The following is a 16,573-nucleotide window of genomic DNA, read 5'->3' as shown; positions in this document are numbered from 1 at the left end:
ACTGTTAGTGCTTGTGCTCGCCAATCAAGGATAAATTGTCGTGTTCAGCCTGATTCAGCTTGTGCCGGCGCATGATCATGAACATGGTGCCGGCGACGAACAGGCCGAACAGGGTGATGATAATGTTCAGCGGCAGGTGCAAACGGATCATGATGGAATACACGGCCAGCATGGTGAGGATCGACAGGTTTTCATTGAAGTTCTGTACGGCGATCGAGTGGCCTGCGCTCATCAAGACGTGGCCACGGTGTTGTAGCAAGGCATTCATTGGCACGACGAAGAAGCCTGACAGGGCGCCGATCAGTATCAGCAGCGTGTAGGCGACCCACACGGAGTGCACTTGCGTCATCATCATGACGATCACGCCCATGGCGATGCCCAGCGGAATGACGGTTAGCGATTTGCGCAGGGGAATGAAGCGCGCCGACAGCACGGCGCCGACGGCGACGCCGATGGCGACCACGCCCACCAAGCTGGTCGCCTTGTCGAACGGCATGTTCAACGATTGCTTGGCCCATTCCAGCACGATCAACTGCAAGGTGGCGCCCGCACCCCAGAACAGGGTTGTCACGGCCAGGGTGATCTGGCCCAGCTTGTCTTTCCACAGGATGGAATAGCAATTGGCAAAATCGGAAATGAGTTTGATAGGGTTGCGTTCCTGGTGCGCATACACGCAGCCCGTGTCGGGAATTTTCAGGTTGGCCAGCGTAGCGAGCACATAGATGCCGACCACCACGCACAGGGCCGCTTCCGTCTTGTTGGCGATGCCCGTGTCGATCAGGGGAATGTCGATGGACAGCAGCATGTCGGACACGTGGCCGCTGACGAGCGCGCCGCCCATGACGGTGCCAAGGATGATGGAGGTGACGGTCAAGCCTTCGATCCAGCCATTCGCCGCCACCAGCTTTTCCGGCGGCAGCAATTCCGTCAGGATGCCGTACTTGGCGGGCGAATACACGGCCGCGCCAAAGCCCACGACGGCGTAGGCCAGCAGCGGGTGCACATGGAAAAAAACGAGGGCGCAGCCGAAAATCTTGACCAGGTTGGCGATGAACATGACCTTGCCCTTGGGCAGGGCATCGGCGAAGGCGCCAACGAAAGCGGCCAGCAGCACATAGAACAGCACGAATGACAGTTTCAGCAGCGGCGTGATCCACGCCGGGGATTGCATGGACACCAGTAAGTCGACGGCGACAAAAAAGAGGGCGTTATCTGCCAGCGAGGAAAAGAACTGCGCCGCCATGATGGTATAAAAACCACGATTCATTCTGGAATGCCTGAAATCATATCTGGCTTGCTTTATACCACGAAAAAACGGCAAACCCCAAGTTTGGCCGGGCCTGCTTTGCTTCGGCTTGCCCAAGCCGCAGCGCTAAGTAAAACTTAATTAATCTGCCGTAGAAAAATACCTACACGTGTGATTGTTTCGTAAATGTTGTGCTGCACTTACCATTGCGCCCATCGGGTGCATCGGCGCGTGCACGCCTGCCGGGTCCGCGTCCTGCCCATCCGGTAAAATACGGCTTTCCCACTTGCCGTGAACGAAGCTTATGCCCAGGCCCCTCATCGCCAGCATCCATCTCGATGCCATGCAACATAATCTGGCGCGTGCCCGCGCCTGCGCGCAAGGCGCCAAGGTGTGGGCCGTGGTCAAGGCGAACGCCTATGGCCATGGCCTGGAACGGGCCATGCGGGGCTTTGCCGATGCCGATGGCCTGGCCCTGGTCGAGGTCGATTACGCCGTGCGCCTGCGCGAACTGGGCTGGAGCAAGCCCATCTTGCTGCTGGAAGGTTTTTTTGATGCCAGCGACTTGCCCGTGATGGCTCAGCACGGCTTGAATGGCAGCGTGCACTGCGAGGAACAGATCGCCTTGCTGGAAGCGGCGCACCTGCCCAATACCATCGATGTGCATCTGAAGATGAACACCGGCATGAACCGCCTGGGCTTTACTGCGCAGGCCGTGGCCGCCGCATATGCGCGCCTGCGCGCCATTCCGGCAATCGGCACGATCACCCTGATGACGCATTTCGCCAATGCCGACGAAGCGGCGCCCACCCACTTGCCGCTGGCGCAGCAGATGCTGCGCTTCGAGGCCGGGGTGGCCAGCATCGGCACGCCGCTGCCGCGCAGCCTGTGCAATTCTGCCGGCTTGCTGCTGCACCACTTGAGCAGCGACTGGGTGCGCCCCGGCATCATGCTGTACGGCGGCACGCCCAGCGGCGCCCCGGGTGGCACGTCGGCGCAGGCGTTTGGCTTGCTGCCCACCATGACCTTGCGCAGCAGCATCATCGGCATTCAGGATATCGCGGCCGGCGAAGTGGTCGGTTACGGCAGCCGCTACGAAGCGCTGGGCAACGTCAGGGTGGGCGTGGTGGCGTGCGGCTATGCGGACGGCTACCCGCGCCACGCCCCCGAGGGCACGCCCGTGCTGGTCGATGGCGTGCGCACGGGGCTGATCGGCCGGGTCTCGATGGACATGCTGATGGTGGACTTGACGCACGTGCCTGGGGCCAAGGTCGGCAGCGCTGTCACCTTGTGGGGCCAGGGCATGCCGATCGACGAGGTGGCGCTGGCCGCCGGCACCATCGGCTACGAGCTGATGTGCGCTCTGGCGCCACGCGTGCCGGTGATCGAAGCCTGAAGGTGAGGTAACAGTGACGCCAGCGCGCTGTTTGTATATACTGTGAATCTACTGTATATATAAACAGCATTATCCTTACCCGGACAAAGTACACCATGGCAAAAGTCAAGACCATCTACACCTGCAGCGATTGCGGCGCCATCAGTAATAAATGGATGGGGCAGTGCACGTCGTGCAACCAGTGGAACACCATGGTGGAAACGCTGCCCGAGACGGGGGGCAACAACCGTTATTCGAATCCGCCGCACATGCCGCTGGCGCAGACGGCGCCCGTGCTGTCGCTCGACGATATCGACGCCATCGACGTGCCCCGTTTCGGCACGGGCATCGAGGAATTCGACCGCGTGCTGGGCGGCGGCATGGTGGCCGGCGGCGTGGTGCTGATTGGCGGCGACCCCGGTATCGGCAAGTCGACCCTGCTGCTGCAGGCGCTGGCGAACATGTCGCACCATAAGCGCGTGCTGTATGTGAGCGGCGAGGAATCGGGCGCGCAAATTGCCCTGCGCGCCAAGCGCCTGGTGATCGACGCCAAGGAACTTAAACTGCAGGCCGAGATCCAATTGGAGAAGATCCTCGCCACCCTGGCCGACCTGAAGCCGGAAGTGGTGGTCATCGACTCGATCCAGACCGTGTATTCAGATGCCCTCAGTTCGGCGCCCGGTTCGGTGGCGCAGGTGCGCGAATGCGCGGCGCAGCTCACGCGCGCAGCCAAGCAGACGGGCGTGACCATCATCCTCGTGGGCCACGTGACGAAAGAGGGCGCGCTGGCCGGTCCCCGCGTGCTTGAACACATCGTCGACACGGTGCTGTATTTTGAGGGCGATGCCCATTCCAGCTTCCGCCTGGTGCGCGCCATCAAGAACCGTTTCGGCGCCGTCAATGAACTGGGCGTGTTTGCCATGACCGAAAAGGGCTTGAAGGGCGTGTCGAATCCGTCCGCCCTGTTCCTGTCGCAGCACGACAATCAGGTGCCCGGTTCGTGCGTGATGGTGACGCAGGAAGGCACGCGCCCCTTGCTGGTGGAAATCCAGGCGCTGGTCGACACCAGCCACCTGCCGAACGCGCGGCGTTTGTCGGTCGGGCTGGAGCAAAACCGCCTGGCCATGCTGCTGGCCGTGGCGCACCGCCACGCCGGCATCGCCGCCTTTGACCAGGATGTGTTCATCAATGCCGTCGGTGGCGTGAAGATCACGGAACCGGCAGCCGACCTTGCCGTATTGCTGGCGATTAACTCATCGATGCGCAACAAGCCGCTGCCGCGCGGCCTGGTGGTGTTTGGCGAAGTGGGACTGGCGGGAGAAATCCGTCCCGCGCCACGGGGCCAGGAGCGCTTGCGCGAAGCGGCCAAGCTGGGCTTTACCCTGGCCGTTGTGCCCAAGTCGAACTTGCCGAAGCAAGCCATCGAAGGCCTCAAGGTCATTGGCGTGGAGCGCATCGACGAGGCGTTCAACAAGCTGCGCGACTTCGAGTGATAACACCTGACATAAGCTGCTGCGCATCGCGATTTGCGGTCTGCGATGCTCACTGTGCCTTCGTACAGTGGCGTTTCTCGGCCACAACTCCCTTCCGCTTGCCATGGTTCTGTCAGGCGTCGCAGGCGTTGTAGGTATTGATCTGGCGTAAATGCCAACTTTGAGACAAGTCAAACGAAATTCCTGTTTGCAACTATAATATTTGTCCGATGAATTCGCGCGGCGAATTCGCATCGACAATGCATGGCGAGAGAAGCGGAATATAGTGTCAGTTGAACAAAGGCAGGGCGCACGCAAGATATTGCGTGCCAAGGCAATGTTGGTACTCGATGGGGCGGGCCCCGTGGCGGCGCGCACCCTCGACGTGGGGCCGGGCGGCATGTCGGCCGTGATCGCCGATCCGGTGCCAGCAGGCAAGCAAGGCAAGGTGCTGTTCGAGCTGTTTTATGACGGCGCGGCGCACATCATCGAGGCGCGCACGTCCGTCTCGCACTGTATCTTCAGCAGCGCCGGCTTCAAGGTGGGGCTGGCTTTCATGCAGCTAGATATGGCCGTCAGCAGCGCCATCTCGAAATTCATGCGCTAAGTTAAATGCGCTAGAATGGTGCAAACACGTTTGCACGACGGTAAACATGGTACTGCTCGCTGTTTTGATGTTTTAGCCATGCTGCATAATGATCAATCAGTGGAGACGACGCCGCCGCGCCCTGAGCGCTTGCTGCCTCATCTCTTGTAGACGCAGCGCACGGACAAGCCCGATCCGTGGGCGCACTTTCTCACCGGATGAAAAGCCACCATGTTTAATTCGACCATCAATAGCCTGGCCTATGCCAACACCACGCAGCAGACCACGCAGGGCAATATTTCGGCCGACGTGTATGCCAAGGTCGAGCGCCAGATGCAGTCGCAGAACACGGGTGTGGTCAAGCTCAACGCCAGCCTGGTGCGCGACCAGGCCAAGTTCTCCGGCCTGGGCCAGCTGCAATCGGCGCTGGCAAAGTTCCAGGCCGTGGCCAAGAACATGGCCGGCAGCGGCCTGTCCACGTCTGCCACATCGAGTACCAAGGATGTCGTCAGCGCCACTACCACCGACAAGGCCGCCAGCGGCAGCTACGCGATGAACGTCACGCAGCTGGCGCAAGGGCAGGCCTTGCTCAGCGGGGCGCAGAAGTCGTCGAGCACGGCGATCGGCACGGGCGCGCCAGCCCAGATCAAGATCGAAGTGGGCACGGCCGACGGCAAGCAATTTACGCCCGGCAGCGGCAAGGTCATTTCGCTGACCATCGACAGCAGCAACAATAGCCTCGACGGTATCGCCACCGCGCTGAAGCAGGCAGGCGTCGATGCCAGCGTGGTCAAGGGCACCGATGGTTATACGCTGTCGCTGAACGGCAAGACTGGCGCCGACAGCAGCATGCGCATCAGCGTGACGGGCGACGCCGCCATCAGCAACTTGCTGACGTATGCGCCCGGCTCAAGCAAGGGCATGCAGCAGGCAGCGGCCGCGCAAGACGCGCTCTTGACCATCGATGGCAAGGATGTCAAGAGCGCCACGAATACCCTGGCGACGGCCATCGAAGGCGCCACCGTCGAATTGAAGAGCACGGGCACGACCAATCTCGTCATCGCCAAGGACAGCAGCCAGATCGCCAGCAACGTGGCCAGCTTCGTCACGGCTTACAATGAGCTCAACAGCAAGCTGCAGAGCTTGCAGGACGGCGACTTGAAATACGACACGGCCCTGGGGCAGGTGCGTTCGCAGATGGGGCAAGTGCTGCGCACGGCCAGCACGGGCGTGCCGTCCTCCATACTGGCCAGCGCCGGCGTGACCCTGGGCAAGAGCGGCGAGCTGGTGCTGGACGAAAAAAAACTCAAGGCCGCCATCGATGCCGATCCGGATGCCGTCAGCAAGCTGTTTACGAATAACGGCAAGGGCGTGGCCGACCAGTTCTCCAGCAAGATTGGCACGCTGACGGGCGAAACGAGCATCATCGGCAAGGAAGTGCAATCGGTCGGTAAGGACATCACCACCCTCAGCAACAAGAAAGCCGTGCTGGCCAAGGCGCTGACGGCGCAGGCGCAGGCGCTGGTAAAGGCGTATTCGGCGCAGGAAGAGACGGGAACGAACTCGGCCTTGCCCGGTTATACGGGCAAGAACTCCCTCTTCGACTTCATGGCCTGAAGGCGCGCCGATAAAGCGCCCATGGCTGCGTTGCACCGCCTCGCCCTGAGCGCTGTACCGGTGCCTTTTTAGGCGCGCCCGCCCTGTGCAAAAAACGCCGACGGCGAATTGCCGAAAGTCTTCTTGAACATGGCCGAAAAGGCCGACTGGCTGGCATAGCCCAGTTCTTCGGCCACTTGCCACAGGGGCACGCCGCGCGCGATCATGGGCGCCGCATGCGCCAGGCGCACCTGCTGGCGCCACTGGCCAAAACTCATGCCCAACTCCCGTTCGAATAGCCGCGCCAGGGTCCGCTCCGAGGCGCCGGCCACCTGCGCCCAGTGTTCCAGCGTCAGGTTCGAGCCAGGCTTGTCGATCAGGCTGTCGCACAGGCTCTTCAGCCGCTTGTCGGCAGGCAGGGGAACGCGGATGGGGCGCGTGGCCGAGCGTGTCAATTCATCGAGTATCAGCTCGGCCAGCAGGGCTTCGCGCGCCGGTTCCTGGCCTGGATCGAGTTGCTCCAGCGCCATGATGAGCTGGCGCATCAGGCTTGATACTTCCAGCACCTTGCAGTCACGGCCCGTGAACGGCGCGCGCGCGGCATGGATGCACAGGGGGCGCAAACGGGTTTTTTCCAGTATCGTGACGGCATGCTCCACGTTGGGCGCGATCCAGATGGCGCGCATGGGCGGCAGCACCCAGCTGCTGTTGTTGGCGGTGATGCGCAGCACGCCTTCCAGCGCCATGGTCACCTGGCCCCAGGGGTGGCTGTGCGGCAATAGAAATTCATCGGCTTGCAGGTCGCGCGCGACCATGGTCACGGGAATGCTCGCGCTGGGCGCTTCCCGTGGCGGACACATGCGGGTATGGCGGAAGATCGGTACACCCATCAGCTTGGCCTTAATTCGATAAATTATGTCGTTCTGTCGGAAAACAGGCGATGATATTTTTCATACACTTGAGCTTCACCAGTATAAGACAGGGTATGACATGATAACAACTAACTCCCCCGCGTATCTGCCACCGCAGTTGCCGACTACCCTGCGCAGCGATGCCCGCGTCATCGCCCTGGTGGGCCTGGCACATGGCGTGTCGCATTTCTACCATTTGATCCTGGCGGCCCTGTTCGTCTGGCTGAAACCCGCGTTTGACCTGTCGTATGCGGAACTGGGCTTGCTGATGACGGTGTTTTTCATCATTTCCGGCGTGGGGCAGGCGCTGGCCGGCTTTGTTGTCGACCGCTTCGGCGCGCGTGCCGTCCTGTTCTCGGGCATCTTTCTGTTGGGCATCTCGGCGCTGGCGCTGGCCCATGCCCACAGTTATACGGCGCTGATGCTGGGCGCCATGCTGGCCGGCATGGGCAACAGCGTGTTCCATCCCGCCGATTACACCATCCTTAACCAGCGTGTCTCGGCGGCGCGCGTGGCCTACGGCTTTTCCGTGCATGGCATCAGCGGCAATATCGGCTGGGCCCTGGCGCCCCTGTTCATGACCTGGGTTGCCACCCACTACGATTGGCGCGTGGCCCTGCAGTGCGCGGCCGTGCTGCCCTTCGGCGCGCTGCTGATCCTGTTCCTGAACCGCCATGCCATCCGTCCCGAGCCGCTGAAGCAGGCCGCGCCGGGCGCGCCGGACGGCGGCGAAGGCACGCTGGACTTTTTACGCCTGCCGGCCGTGTGGATGTGTTTTGCCTTCTTCTTCATTACCGCCATTGCCCTGGGCGGTATCCAGAGTTTCGCCAGCGTGGCCCTGGTCAAACTGTATGGCATGAGCCTGGCACTGGCCACCAGCGCCTACACGGCCTACATGCTGGCCTCGGCCGCGGGCATGCTGGCTGGCGGCGTGGTCGGCGCGCGCAGCAAGCAGCCAGACCGCAACGTGGCGATCGCCTTTTCCGCCGCCGCACTGCTGGCCGTGCTGCTGGCGATGGCCGTCGTGCCGGCCTGGGGCGCCGTGGTGCTGATGGGCGCCATCGGCCTGACTTCGGGCGTGGCAGGGCCGTCGCGCGACCTGATGATACGCGCGGCGGCGCCGAAGAATGCCACCGGGCGCGTGTATGGCGTCGTGTATTCGGGCCTCGACAGCGGCCTGGCCGTCGGCCCCCTGTTCTTTGGTGCGCTGATGGATGGCGACCATCCGGCCCTGCTGTTCGTCTTCATCGGCGTGTTCCAGGCGCTGGCGATCGCCACGGCCGTGGGCGTGGGCGGTAAAACGCGTGCCGCAGCGCTGCAAAAGGCATAGAATCGTTGCCATTTGATACTATTTATTCATTTCCTGGAGCGAGCATGACTTTTGCCACCACCGATCTGTGCGACAACCATGCGTCCATGCTGGACGCTGGCACCCTGGCAGTGTTGCCGCCCGTCTACCGCGCCTTTGGCCAGCGCGTGCGTTTCAGCGGCCCAGCCACCACCTTGCAAGTGTTTGAAGACAACGCCCTGGTGCGCAGCACCCTGGAAACGCCGGGCCAGGGCCATGTGCTGGTGATCGACGGCGGCGGTAGCCTGCGCCGCGCACTGGTGGGCGGCCAGCTGGGCGTGCTGGCTGAAAGCAATGGCTGGTCCGGCATCGTGGTCCACGGCTGCATCCGCGATAGCGAGGAAATCAATGTTTGCCACATCGGCGTGCGCGCCCTGGCCACGCATCCGCGCAAGAGCAACAAGGAGGGCACGGGCCAGCGCGACGTGCGCGTGGAAATCAGCGGCGTGGCCGTACAGCCGGGCGACTGGGTGTATGCCGATGCGGACGGCATCCTGGTGGCGGGCCGGGAACTCGATTAAGGCCATCACCTTTCTTTTCTGAACGCGCCGTCCGGCGCGTTTTTTTGGAAGATGACAATTCCGGGGCCGCCGGAGGGTTGCATAAAAAAGGCAGTGCTGGAAAGCGGGAAAGTGGGCAGGGGAGCGGCATCCTCGTTCAGTGGAAACCACGGCACGCCCTGGCCGCCGTGGTTTTTTATGGCAGGTTCTGCCACAGAAAGTCGTTACATATTGTCCATGTTAAATATTTTTTTAGAAAGTTCTTTGCGTTTCATTGAGGCTGCTATATGATTCATTTAAGGTAACTTTGATGCTAACAAGACAAGGAAGACAAAACATGAAAACCACCACCACCACCATCGCCGCCGTCCTTGCCCTGTTGGCTGCAGGCAGCGCCAGCGCCAGCCCCGTCAACCTGATCACGAATGGTGACTTCGAGTCCATCGCAGCGGGTTCCACGTTTGCCAGCGGCTATCAAGTCGTCAATGGCGGTTCGCCGGACATCACGGGCTGGACTGTGGGTGCCACCTCGGTCGACCTGATCCGCAATGCCTACAACGCCATCGATGGCTACAGCATCGACATGCTGGGCACGCCAGGTCCTGGTTCCTTGTCACAAAGTTTCAATGTCGTTGCCGGCCACACCTACAATTTGAGTTTTGACATGGCGCGCAATTCGAACGCTCCGGCTGGCCAGGGCGTGGCAGTCAACTTTGGTGGCGTGCTAGGTGATTTCTACTCGACGGATGCCGCCTCGAACACCTTGTATGGCCACACCCTGAGCTTCACGGCCGCCTCCACCGGCCTGGCGAGCCTGTCGTTTGTCAGCGCCGCCAAGGTCGGCACGCCGTATGATAATTATTCGGGCGCCGTGATCGATAACGTGGCCGTGATGGCTGCCGTGCCGGAGCCGGAAACCTACGCCATGCTGTTAGCTGGCCTGGGCCTGATGGGTTTCATGCGCCGCCGCAAGGCCGCCAAGTAAACCAGCTTCTGTCCCACCTCAAAACCGCCTGCTGCCATGCACAGGCGGTTTTTTTCATGTCAGGGGTCTTGCGCGTAGGCATCAATGTTGACGAAAAGCGGTCGATTTCAGGCTGCGCCGCCCCATATTTCTGGCAACTCTGGCAACTCTGGCAGCCGAAATGCGCGGGCTTCTTGCCCAGCTTGGCCAGGAAATCGCCGCACGCCAGTTCTGCGCCCTGCGCAGTACCCATGCCCAGCACCCATGCCCACCAGCAACGGCCATGACGGCAGCTTATTTGTCCGCATAATCGTCCACATCATTGTCCACATCGCCCCCCCCGCAACGGTCGCGCCATCGCCCTCCGCTCCAGCCGCCGCGCCAGTCCGCGATGCGGAGGGTACGCGGGCAGGGCACCCGCACGAATCGTTGTTGAGATGACGATAACGAAATGCAATAATGCGCGTGTATGCCGCCCAGCAATGGACGGCAATGAAACACTCTAAAGGAATGACGATGCAGCACGATGCCGCTGGAAAAAACATGGCTTTGCTCGATCCGGTGGTGGCGCCGCGCATTGCGGCGACGCGCCTGGTGACGGGCCTGCTGCAGGGCTTGCTGCTGTACTGGCTGTACAGCTCGGCGCAAGACAAGGTTTGGCCCGCCACGGAAGCGTACCTGCTGGGTCCCCTGATGCTGATCAGCTTGCTGTTGCCCATCTTGCTCGTGTCCAGCCTGGGCCACATGCCGCTCAGGCGCATCGCGCTGTGGATGGCGGGTGCGGCTGCCGTGATGGCCGTGCTGGCCTGGCACGACGTGGCGCGCGGCGCCGAACACGTGATCTGGGGTAACTATAAACCCGGTGCGCCCCTGCGCGTCATTTCGGCCCAGCTGTTCGGTTTCAGCGTGGTGGGCTTGTATATCGCCCACGCGCTGGTGCTGGCCAGCGCCCAGGATGGCCAGCGCATCGCCCGCTACCCCACGTATTTTGAAATCGCCTGGAAGCTGGGCATCCAGCTGCTGTTTTCCCTGCTGTTCGTGCTGGGCCTGTGGCTGGTGCTGTGGCTGGGCGGGCAACTGTTCTTGCTGATCAAGCTGACCTTTTTGAAAAAACTGCTGAGCCAGGCCTGGTTCGTGATTCCCGTCATTTGCTTCGCGTTCTCGTTTGCCATCCACATTACCGACGTGCGCCCGTCCATCGTGCGCGGCATCCGCACCCTGCTGCTGGTGCTGCTGTCGTGGCTGATGCCGATCGCCGCCGTGCTGGTTTCTGGTTTCCTGTTGACCCTGCCTTTCATCGGCTTCGAGCGGCTGTGGGCCACGCGCCATGCCGCTTCCGTGCTGCTGGGCATGGCCGGCGTGCTGGTGGTGCTGATCAATGCCGCCTTCCAGAATGGCGAAGTGGGCCATGGCGTGGCGCGCGGCATCCGCCTGGGCACGCGCCTGGCCTGTTTGCTGCTGCCGTGGGTAGTGGGCATCGCCATTTATGCGCTGACCCTGCGCGTGATGTCGCATGGCTGGACGGCCGACCGCCTGATCGCTGCCGCCTGCCTCTTGATCGCCACTTGCTACGCCGTCGGCTATGCCTGGGCGGCTGGCAAGTATGGCGACTGGCTGCACCTGATCGCCAACGTCAATGTGGCTACCGCCTTTGTCACCTTGCTGGTGCTGTTGGCGCTGTTTTCGCCGCTGGCGGACCCGGCGCGCATCTCCGTGGCCAGCCAGATGGCGCGCCTGGACGGCGGCAAGGTCAGCGTGGACAAGTTCGATTTCGAATATTTGCGCTTCGAGGGCGCCCGCTACGGCCAGGCGGCCCTGCAGGAATTAGCCAAGCGCACGACGGGGCCGGACGCTGCCGTTGTGCGTGCCCGCGCCACGGCCATGCTCAAGCGCCAGAACCGCCTCGACGAGACGGGCGCGCTGAGCGACGTATCGATCAACCTGACCCTGCGCCCGGCGACGGCGAAATTGCCGGACAGCTTTGTGCGCCAGGACTGGACGCAGGTTGGGCCGGCCTGGCGCCTGCCCGCCTGCTTGAAGCGGGCAGGGCAGCAGTGCGACGCGTATCTGCTCGATTTCGATGGCGATGGCAAGCAGGAAGTATTGCTGATCAGTAGCGATCCGCGCGCCACCTCCGTCTTGCTGGCGGAAAAGGCCGGCGGCAGCTGGTATGCGCGGGGGCAAATCCCCACCGATGCCCTGCGCTGCAAGCCGCTGCGCGAGAAGCTGCAGGCAGGGCAGTTCCAGCTGGTGCCGCCGAAAGTGCGCGAACTGGAAGTGGACGGCCAGCGCGTGCCGATGAATTTATACAATGAAGAGGAAGAGGTCAGCTGCCCGGAAGAAACGGCGCCGACCCCGACCTCGACTCCATAAGCTGCTAGTTCTTCGTGCGCACCTGGCGCACGTGGTTTTCCAGTTCGCTGAACGATGGGCGTTCCGTGGCGGAAATCACCTTGCGGCCGAACTCCACGGCCAGCGCCGGTGCATAGCCATTCAGGCTGGCCAGCAAGGTCACTTTGACGCACTGGTACATCTTCGCCGTTTCATGGTGCTTGCGGCGCAGCAAACTGGCCAGCGGCGCGATGAAGCCATACGCCAGCAAGATGCCGATGAAGGTGCCCACCAGCGCCTGCGCGATCAGCACGCCCAGCTCGGCCGGCGGCAAACCGACGGAAGCCATGGTGTGCACTACGCCCATCACGGCGGCCACGATGCCGAAGGCGGGCATGGCGTCGGCCAGCTGCGAAATCGTCTGGATCGGCATTTCCGCATCTTCGTGGTAAGTTTCGATCTCGTTATCCATCAGGTTTTCGATCTGGTAGGCATCCATATTGCCCGACACCATCAAGCGCAGGTAATCGGTGATGAATTCCAGGATGTGCTCGTCGCCCAGCGTGTACGGGTATTTCACGAAGGTGGCGCTGCGGTAGGGGTCGTCGATATCATCCTCGACCGACATCAAGCCTTCCTTGCGGATCTTGCTGAGAATTTCATACATCAGGCCCATCAGTTCCATATAGCGCGCCTTGGTGTATTGCGAGCCGTGGAACAGCGTGGGCAGGGCGGCGAACGTGGCGCGGATGGCCTTGGCGTCATTGCCGACAAAGAAGGTGCCCAGCGCGGCGCCGCCGATCATCAGCAGCTCCAGCGGCTGGAACAGGGCCGCCAGATGGCCGCCTTGCAAGGCAAAGCCGCCAAAGACGGAAAACAGGACGACGATAAATCCGAGTATGACTAGCAAAACTTACTCCCTCATAATATTGCCATATCGCAATATTATAGTCTAAGCTGATTTATCTTCCTTGGGGGAGTTCAGCTTGCAGTTGCCGGCCCAGAAAATTGATAAAGCATGGGCTTTGGCGGGCAACTGGTGGCCGCTGGGTAGTCGGCATACACGATATCCGTGTTGGCTGCCATCGCCAGGATGAGCTGGCTCAGCTTCAGCGACACGGTGCCCGTTTTGCGGTCGCGACAAATCTCATACAGGATAAATACGTGCCTGCGCCTATAATTGAGGCATGACTTTCTTATCACACCGTGCCCGCTCCGTGCTGGGCAGCATCGGCAAAATGGCCGTTTCCCTGATTATCCTGTTGACTGCACTGTGGGGCGCGCTGGCGCTGTGGTACCAGCTGTCTGGAGGCATGGCGGCGCAAGCCATCGGCGCGCTGCTGTGGGGTGCGCTGGGCGTGGCCAGCGTGGCGCTGTGGTGGCTGCGCGGCGATGCGCGCGTGCTGCTGCCGTATGCGGCCGGTTTCATTCTGCTGCTGCTGTGGTGGAGCTTGATCATGCCCAAGCAGCAGCGCGTCTGGGCCGACGACGTGGCGCGCAATGTCATGGGCACACTGAAGGGCAGCATTGTCACGCTGGACAATGTGCGCAATTTTGACTGGCGCAGCGATGACGACTACACGGTCAAGTGGGAGCAGCGCAGCTACAACCTCGATGAATTGCGCACGCTCGATGTGGCGTTGTCGTACTGGACGGGCCCCTTTATCGCCCACACCTTGATGTCGTTCGGCTTTGCCGATGGGCGCTTCCTGACGTTTTCCATCGAAATCCGTAAGGAGAAGGGCGAAAGTTTTTCCGCTATCGGCGGTTTTTTCAAGCATTTCGAAACGAGCCTGGTGGCCGCCGACGAGCGCGACATCCTGCGCGTGCGCACGAATGCGCGCGGCGAAGACATGCAGCTGTACCGCGTGATGATGCCCAAGGCGGCCATGCGCTCGCTGTTCCTGGCCTATCTGGACGAGGCGCAATCGCTGAAGCGCCAGCCGCAGTTCTACAATACGCTGACGGCCAACTGCACCACCATCGTCTTCGAGCTGGTGCGCCGCATCGTGCCGGGCCTGCCCTTCGATTACCGCCTGCTGGCCTCGGGCTACCTGGACCGCTATCTGTTCGATGTCAAGGCACTGGTGCCGGGTTTGAGCTTCCAGCAGCTGCGCGAGGGCGGCCATATCACGGCGCGCGCGCGGGCGGCCAATGACGATGCGGATTTCTCGCACGCGATCCGCCGCGGCATGCCGGGCTATGACGAACATGGCTACCCGAAGCTGCAAATGCCCAAGCAATAGCCGACAAAATCCCCATGGCGTTGTTGCCTTTGCCTTGCGGTACTAGCGTACTGTCTGCGGCATGGCGCCTAGCCCTGAGCATTTTGTCCGGTTAGTCGTACCCTTGCTTTATACTGTCGCTATCCCGACCGGCCGCCTTTCGCGACCGTCTCACTTTACGCATAAAAAAGAAGGCCCGCTATGCCATTTTCCTCACTGGGGCTGATCCCTTCTCTGGTCCGCGCCGTTGAAAAGGCCGGCTATGCCGCGCCGACGGCCATCCAGGCGGCCGCCATTCCCGCCATCCTGCGCGGCAGCGACGTGCTGGGCGCGGCCCAGACGGGCTCCGGCAAGACGGCCGCCTATGCGCTGCCGCTGCTGCAGGCGCTGATGGCGCCAGCGATCGGCCCGCGCCAGGTGCGCGCGCTGATCCTGGTGCCCACGCGCGAGCTGGCCGCGCAGGTGGGGCAGACCGTGCATGGGCTGGCCAAGCCACTGCCGATCAAATTGAAGATATCCGTGCTGTTTGGCGGCGTGTCGATCAACCCGCAGATGATGGACTTGCGCGGTGGCGCCGATATCGTCGTCGCCACGCCGGGCCGCCTGCTGGACCTGGTGCGGCAAAATGCCGTCAAGCTGGGCGGCGTGTCGCTGTTTGTGCTCGACGAGGCTGACCGCTTGCTCGACATGGGTTTCAGCGAAGAGATCGACGCGATTTTGGCGCTGTTGCCGGCCAAGCGGCAAAACCTGTTTTTCTCGGCCACCTTCCCCGACAGCGTGCAGGCGCTGGCCGACAGCCTGCTGACAAACCCCGCGCGCATCGAAGTGGCGTCCGAGCCGCAGGACAAGCCCGACATCGTGCAGCGCGCCATCACGGTCGACGTGGCGCGCCGCACGCAGCTGCTGCGGTATCTGATTTTGCAGCAGCAGTGGGAGCGCGTGCTGGTGTTTGTTGCCACCAAGTATGCGGCCGAACACGTGGCCGACAAGCTGCAGCGCGCCGGCCTGCACGTGGGCGCCTTCCACGGTGAATTCAGCCAGGGCACGCGCAGCCAGTTGCTGGCCGACTTCAAGGCCGGGCGCCTGCAAGTGCTGGTGGCCACCGACGTGGCCGCGCGCGGCATCGACATCGCCGGCTTGCCTGCCGTCGTCAATTACGACTTGCCCCGTTCGGCCGTCGATTACACGCACCGCATCGGCCGCACGGGCCGCGCCGGCGAGAGCGGCACGGCCGTGAGCTTCATCACGGCCGATACGGAAGCGCATTTCCGCCTGATCGAAGACCGCAACGACTTGCGCATCGTGCGCGAAGTGGTGGCCGGTTTCGAGCCGACAGAACAGCCGACTGCTGTCAGCACCGCGACCGATAGTGTCAACGGCGGCGTAAAGGGTGCGCGTAAGAGTAAAAAAGATAAATTGCGCGAAGCGGCGGCGCATGCCGCCAAGGCGGCTGGCGAAAACTAAATCGCCCTTATGTGCGCTGGCCGCTAGAGCGGCCAGTCATCCAGGACTAAGATGGTTGTTCCATACGGCAATTGAACGGGATGAACATGCACCTGAAGATAATCATGCTGGCGGGATCGCTGGCGCTGCTGGCCGGCTGTGCCGGGGCGCCCGGCAAGGGCGAAGTGGTGGCAACCTGGTACAACCCGCCCAGCGAATTTCCCGGTATCTGCATGACGCAGCTGAAAAATGGCGCGCTGCGCTTCGACGGCGGCTTTACTTTTTTCAACCCGGCGCGCTGGTCGTATGACGCCACTGCATCCGAACTGACCTTGCTCCTGCCCCCATCCTCGTCGCCGTTGCTGGCATCGGCACACGCCGACAAGTCGCTGCATGCCGGTTTGCTGCGGGTCGATAGCGGCCGGCATGCCCTCGTGTATGGCGTCAAGGCGGACACCAAAACCCTGGGGCTGGGCGGCTTTGTGTTTTACCGCGACATGCCTTGTGTCCTGCCGGTGCGTGACAGGCGCGATAAAGGCAAGCCCGATGTCGCTTTGGCGACGACAGGATGATCCG

Annotated in this window: 16 protein-coding genes; 11 read left to right on the top strand and 5 right to left on the bottom strand. The window is 62.0% G+C overall.

What is annotated here, in order from left to right:
- Positions 1 to 4 precede the first annotated feature (4 nt).
- Complete coding sequence (gene lplT / locus ACQ4W6_RS13935; protein ID WP_436567763.1) at positions 5 to 1,267, bottom strand: lysophospholipid transporter LplT; 1,263 nt, start codon at positions 1,265 to 1,267, stop codon at positions 5 to 7.
- A gap of 283 nt (positions 1,268 to 1,550) precedes the next feature.
- Between lplT and alr the strand changes: the two genes are divergently transcribed.
- The 4 genes from alr to fliD all read left to right on the top strand — a co-directional run bounded on the left by alr (position 1,551) and on the right by fliD (position 6,296).
- Positions 1,551 to 2,642: an alanine racemase gene (gene alr / locus ACQ4W6_RS13930; protein ID WP_436567762.1), complete on the top strand. Its 1,092-nt coding sequence runs from the start codon at positions 1,551 to 1,553 to the stop codon at positions 2,640 to 2,642.
- Positions 2,643 to 2,737: 95 nt separating this feature from the next.
- Positions 2,738 to 4,114, top strand: a complete 1,377-nt coding sequence (radA, locus tag ACQ4W6_RS13925; protein ID WP_436567761.1) for a DNA repair protein RadA — start codon at positions 2,738 to 2,740, stop codon at positions 4,112 to 4,114.
- A gap of 265 nt (positions 4,115 to 4,379) precedes the next feature.
- A complete protein-coding gene (locus ACQ4W6_RS13920) occupies positions 4,380 to 4,700 on the top strand; it encodes a PilZ domain-containing protein (protein ID WP_436567760.1) in 321 nt (106 codons plus the stop codon).
- A gap of 210 nt (positions 4,701 to 4,910) precedes the next feature.
- Positions 4,911 to 6,296 (top strand): flagellar filament capping protein FliD, encoded by a 1,386-nt coding sequence (gene fliD / locus ACQ4W6_RS13915; protein WP_436567759.1) that lies wholly within the window; start codon positions 4,911 to 4,913, stop codon positions 6,294 to 6,296.
- A gap of 68 nt (positions 6,297 to 6,364) precedes the next feature.
- Here the strand turns inward: fliD and ACQ4W6_RS13910 are convergent, their stop codons facing one another.
- Positions 6,365 to 7,165 (bottom strand): AraC family transcriptional regulator, encoded by an 801-nt coding sequence (locus tag ACQ4W6_RS13910; protein WP_436567758.1) that lies wholly within the window; start codon positions 7,163 to 7,165, stop codon positions 6,365 to 6,367.
- A 100-nt stretch (positions 7,166 to 7,265) separates the two neighbouring features.
- Here ACQ4W6_RS13910 and ACQ4W6_RS13905 point away from each other — a divergent pair, with 100 nt between their 5' ends.
- A complete protein-coding gene (locus ACQ4W6_RS13905; RefSeq protein ID WP_436567757.1) occupies positions 7,266 to 8,516 on the top strand; it encodes an MFS transporter in 1,251 nt (416 codons plus the stop codon).
- A 44-nt stretch (positions 8,517 to 8,560) separates the two neighbouring features.
- The gene (gene rraA, locus ACQ4W6_RS13900) at positions 8,561 to 9,055 is read left to right on the top strand and encodes a ribonuclease E activity regulator RraA (RefSeq protein WP_436567756.1); all 495 of its coding nucleotides are present in this window, start codon (positions 8,561 to 8,563) and stop codon (positions 9,053 to 9,055) included.
- A gap of 5 nt (positions 9,056 to 9,060) precedes the next feature.
- Here the strand turns inward: rraA and ACQ4W6_RS13895 are convergent, their stop codons facing one another.
- Positions 9,061 to 9,249 carry a hypothetical protein gene (locus tag ACQ4W6_RS13895; RefSeq protein WP_436567755.1) on the bottom strand — a complete coding sequence of 63 codons (189 nt, stop codon included), beginning with the start codon at positions 9,247 to 9,249 and terminating at the stop codon, positions 9,061 to 9,063.
- Positions 9,250 to 9,371: 122 nt separating this feature from the next.
- Here ACQ4W6_RS13895 and ACQ4W6_RS13890 point away from each other — a divergent pair, with 122 nt between their 5' ends.
- Positions 9,372 to 10,019, top strand: a complete 648-nt coding sequence (locus ACQ4W6_RS13890) for a choice-of-anchor C family protein (RefSeq protein WP_436567754.1) — start codon at positions 9,372 to 9,374, stop codon at positions 10,017 to 10,019.
- Here the strand turns inward: ACQ4W6_RS13890 and ACQ4W6_RS13885 are convergent.
- On the bottom strand, positions 9,991 to 10,251 hold the full coding sequence (locus tag ACQ4W6_RS13885) for a hypothetical protein (protein ID WP_436567753.1): 261 nt from the start codon (positions 10,249 to 10,251) through the stop codon (positions 9,991 to 9,993). The two genes, ACQ4W6_RS13890 and ACQ4W6_RS13885, sit on opposite strands and share 29 nt — an antisense overlap.
- A gap of 239 nt (positions 10,252 to 10,490) precedes the next feature.
- Here ACQ4W6_RS13885 and ACQ4W6_RS13880 point away from each other — a divergent pair, with 239 nt between their 5' ends.
- A complete protein-coding gene (locus ACQ4W6_RS13880) occupies positions 10,491 to 12,371 on the top strand; it encodes a DUF4153 domain-containing protein (protein ID WP_436567752.1) in 1,881 nt (626 codons plus the stop codon).
- Between the two features lie 4 nt (positions 12,372 to 12,375).
- Here ACQ4W6_RS13880 and motA read toward each other — a convergent pair whose 3' ends face one another.
- Entirely contained in the window at positions 12,376 to 13,239 is an 864-nt protein-coding gene (motA, locus tag ACQ4W6_RS13875) for a flagellar motor stator protein MotA (RefSeq protein ID WP_436567751.1), read from the bottom strand.
- 277 nt (positions 13,240 to 13,516) lie between these two features.
- Here motA and ACQ4W6_RS13870 point away from each other — a divergent pair, with 277 nt between their 5' ends.
- The 3 genes from ACQ4W6_RS13870 (at position 13,517) to ACQ4W6_RS13860 (ending at position 16,569) form a co-directional block, all read left to right on the top strand.
- The gene (locus ACQ4W6_RS13870; RefSeq protein ID WP_436567750.1) at positions 13,517 to 14,575 is read left to right on the top strand and encodes an Lnb N-terminal periplasmic domain-containing protein; all 1,059 of its coding nucleotides are present in this window, start codon (positions 13,517 to 13,519) and stop codon (positions 14,573 to 14,575) included.
- Between the two features lie 180 nt (positions 14,576 to 14,755).
- On the top strand, positions 14,756 to 16,018 hold the full coding sequence (locus ACQ4W6_RS13865) for a DEAD/DEAH box helicase (RefSeq protein ID WP_436567749.1): 1,263 nt from the start codon (positions 14,756 to 14,758) through the stop codon (positions 16,016 to 16,018).
- A gap of 86 nt (positions 16,019 to 16,104) precedes the next feature.
- Positions 16,105 to 16,569 (top strand): hypothetical protein, encoded by a 465-nt coding sequence (locus ACQ4W6_RS13860; protein ID WP_436567748.1) that lies wholly within the window; start codon positions 16,105 to 16,107, stop codon positions 16,567 to 16,569.
- Positions 16,570 to 16,573 lie beyond the last annotated feature (4 nt).

Origin of the sequence: Janthinobacterium woesei, from assembly GCF_051380875.1 — a bacterium.
Taxonomy (GTDB): Bacteria; Pseudomonadota; Gammaproteobacteria; order Burkholderiales; family Burkholderiaceae_D; genus Janthinobacterium.
The sequence above is the reverse complement of the archived record's forward strand: the minus strand, read 5'-3'. Positions and strand labels throughout refer to the sequence as shown.

Excerpts from the sequence above, each read along its gene's own strand:
- lplT (WP_436567763.1), bottom strand. The coding sequence starts at position 1,267 with ATGAATCGTGGTTTTTATACCATCATGGCGGCGCAGTTCTTTTCCTCG.
- alr (WP_436567762.1), top strand. The coding sequence starts at position 1,551 with ATGCCCAGGCCCCTCATCGCCAGCATCCATCTCGATGCCATGCAACAT.
- radA (WP_436567761.1), top strand. The coding sequence starts at position 2,738 with ATGGCAAAAGTCAAGACCATCTACACCTGCAGCGATTGCGGCGCCATC.
- fliD (WP_436567759.1), top strand. The coding sequence starts at position 4,911 with ATGTTTAATTCGACCATCAATAGCCTGGCCTATGCCAACACCACGCAG.
- ACQ4W6_RS13910 (WP_436567758.1), bottom strand. The coding sequence starts at position 7,165 with ATGGGTGTACCGATCTTCCGCCATACCCGCATGTGTCCGCCACGGGAA.
- ACQ4W6_RS13905 (WP_436567757.1), top strand. The coding sequence starts at position 7,266 with ATGATAACAACTAACTCCCCCGCGTATCTGCCACCGCAGTTGCCGACT.
- rraA (WP_436567756.1), top strand. The coding sequence starts at position 8,561 with ATGACTTTTGCCACCACCGATCTGTGCGACAACCATGCGTCCATGCTG.
- ACQ4W6_RS13890 (WP_436567754.1), top strand. The coding sequence starts at position 9,372 with ATGAAAACCACCACCACCACCATCGCCGCCGTCCTTGCCCTGTTGGCT.
- ACQ4W6_RS13885 (WP_436567753.1), bottom strand. The coding sequence starts at position 10,251 with ATGGGTACTGCGCAGGGCGCAGAACTGGCGTGCGGCGATTTCCTGGCC.
- ACQ4W6_RS13880 (WP_436567752.1), top strand. The coding sequence starts at position 10,491 with ATGAAACACTCTAAAGGAATGACGATGCAGCACGATGCCGCTGGAAAA.
- ACQ4W6_RS13870 (WP_436567750.1), top strand. The coding sequence starts at position 13,517 with ATGACTTTCTTATCACACCGTGCCCGCTCCGTGCTGGGCAGCATCGGC.
- ACQ4W6_RS13865 (WP_436567749.1), top strand. The coding sequence starts at position 14,756 with ATGCCATTTTCCTCACTGGGGCTGATCCCTTCTCTGGTCCGCGCCGTT.
- ACQ4W6_RS13860 (WP_436567748.1), top strand. The coding sequence starts at position 16,105 with ATGCACCTGAAGATAATCATGCTGGCGGGATCGCTGGCGCTGCTGGCC.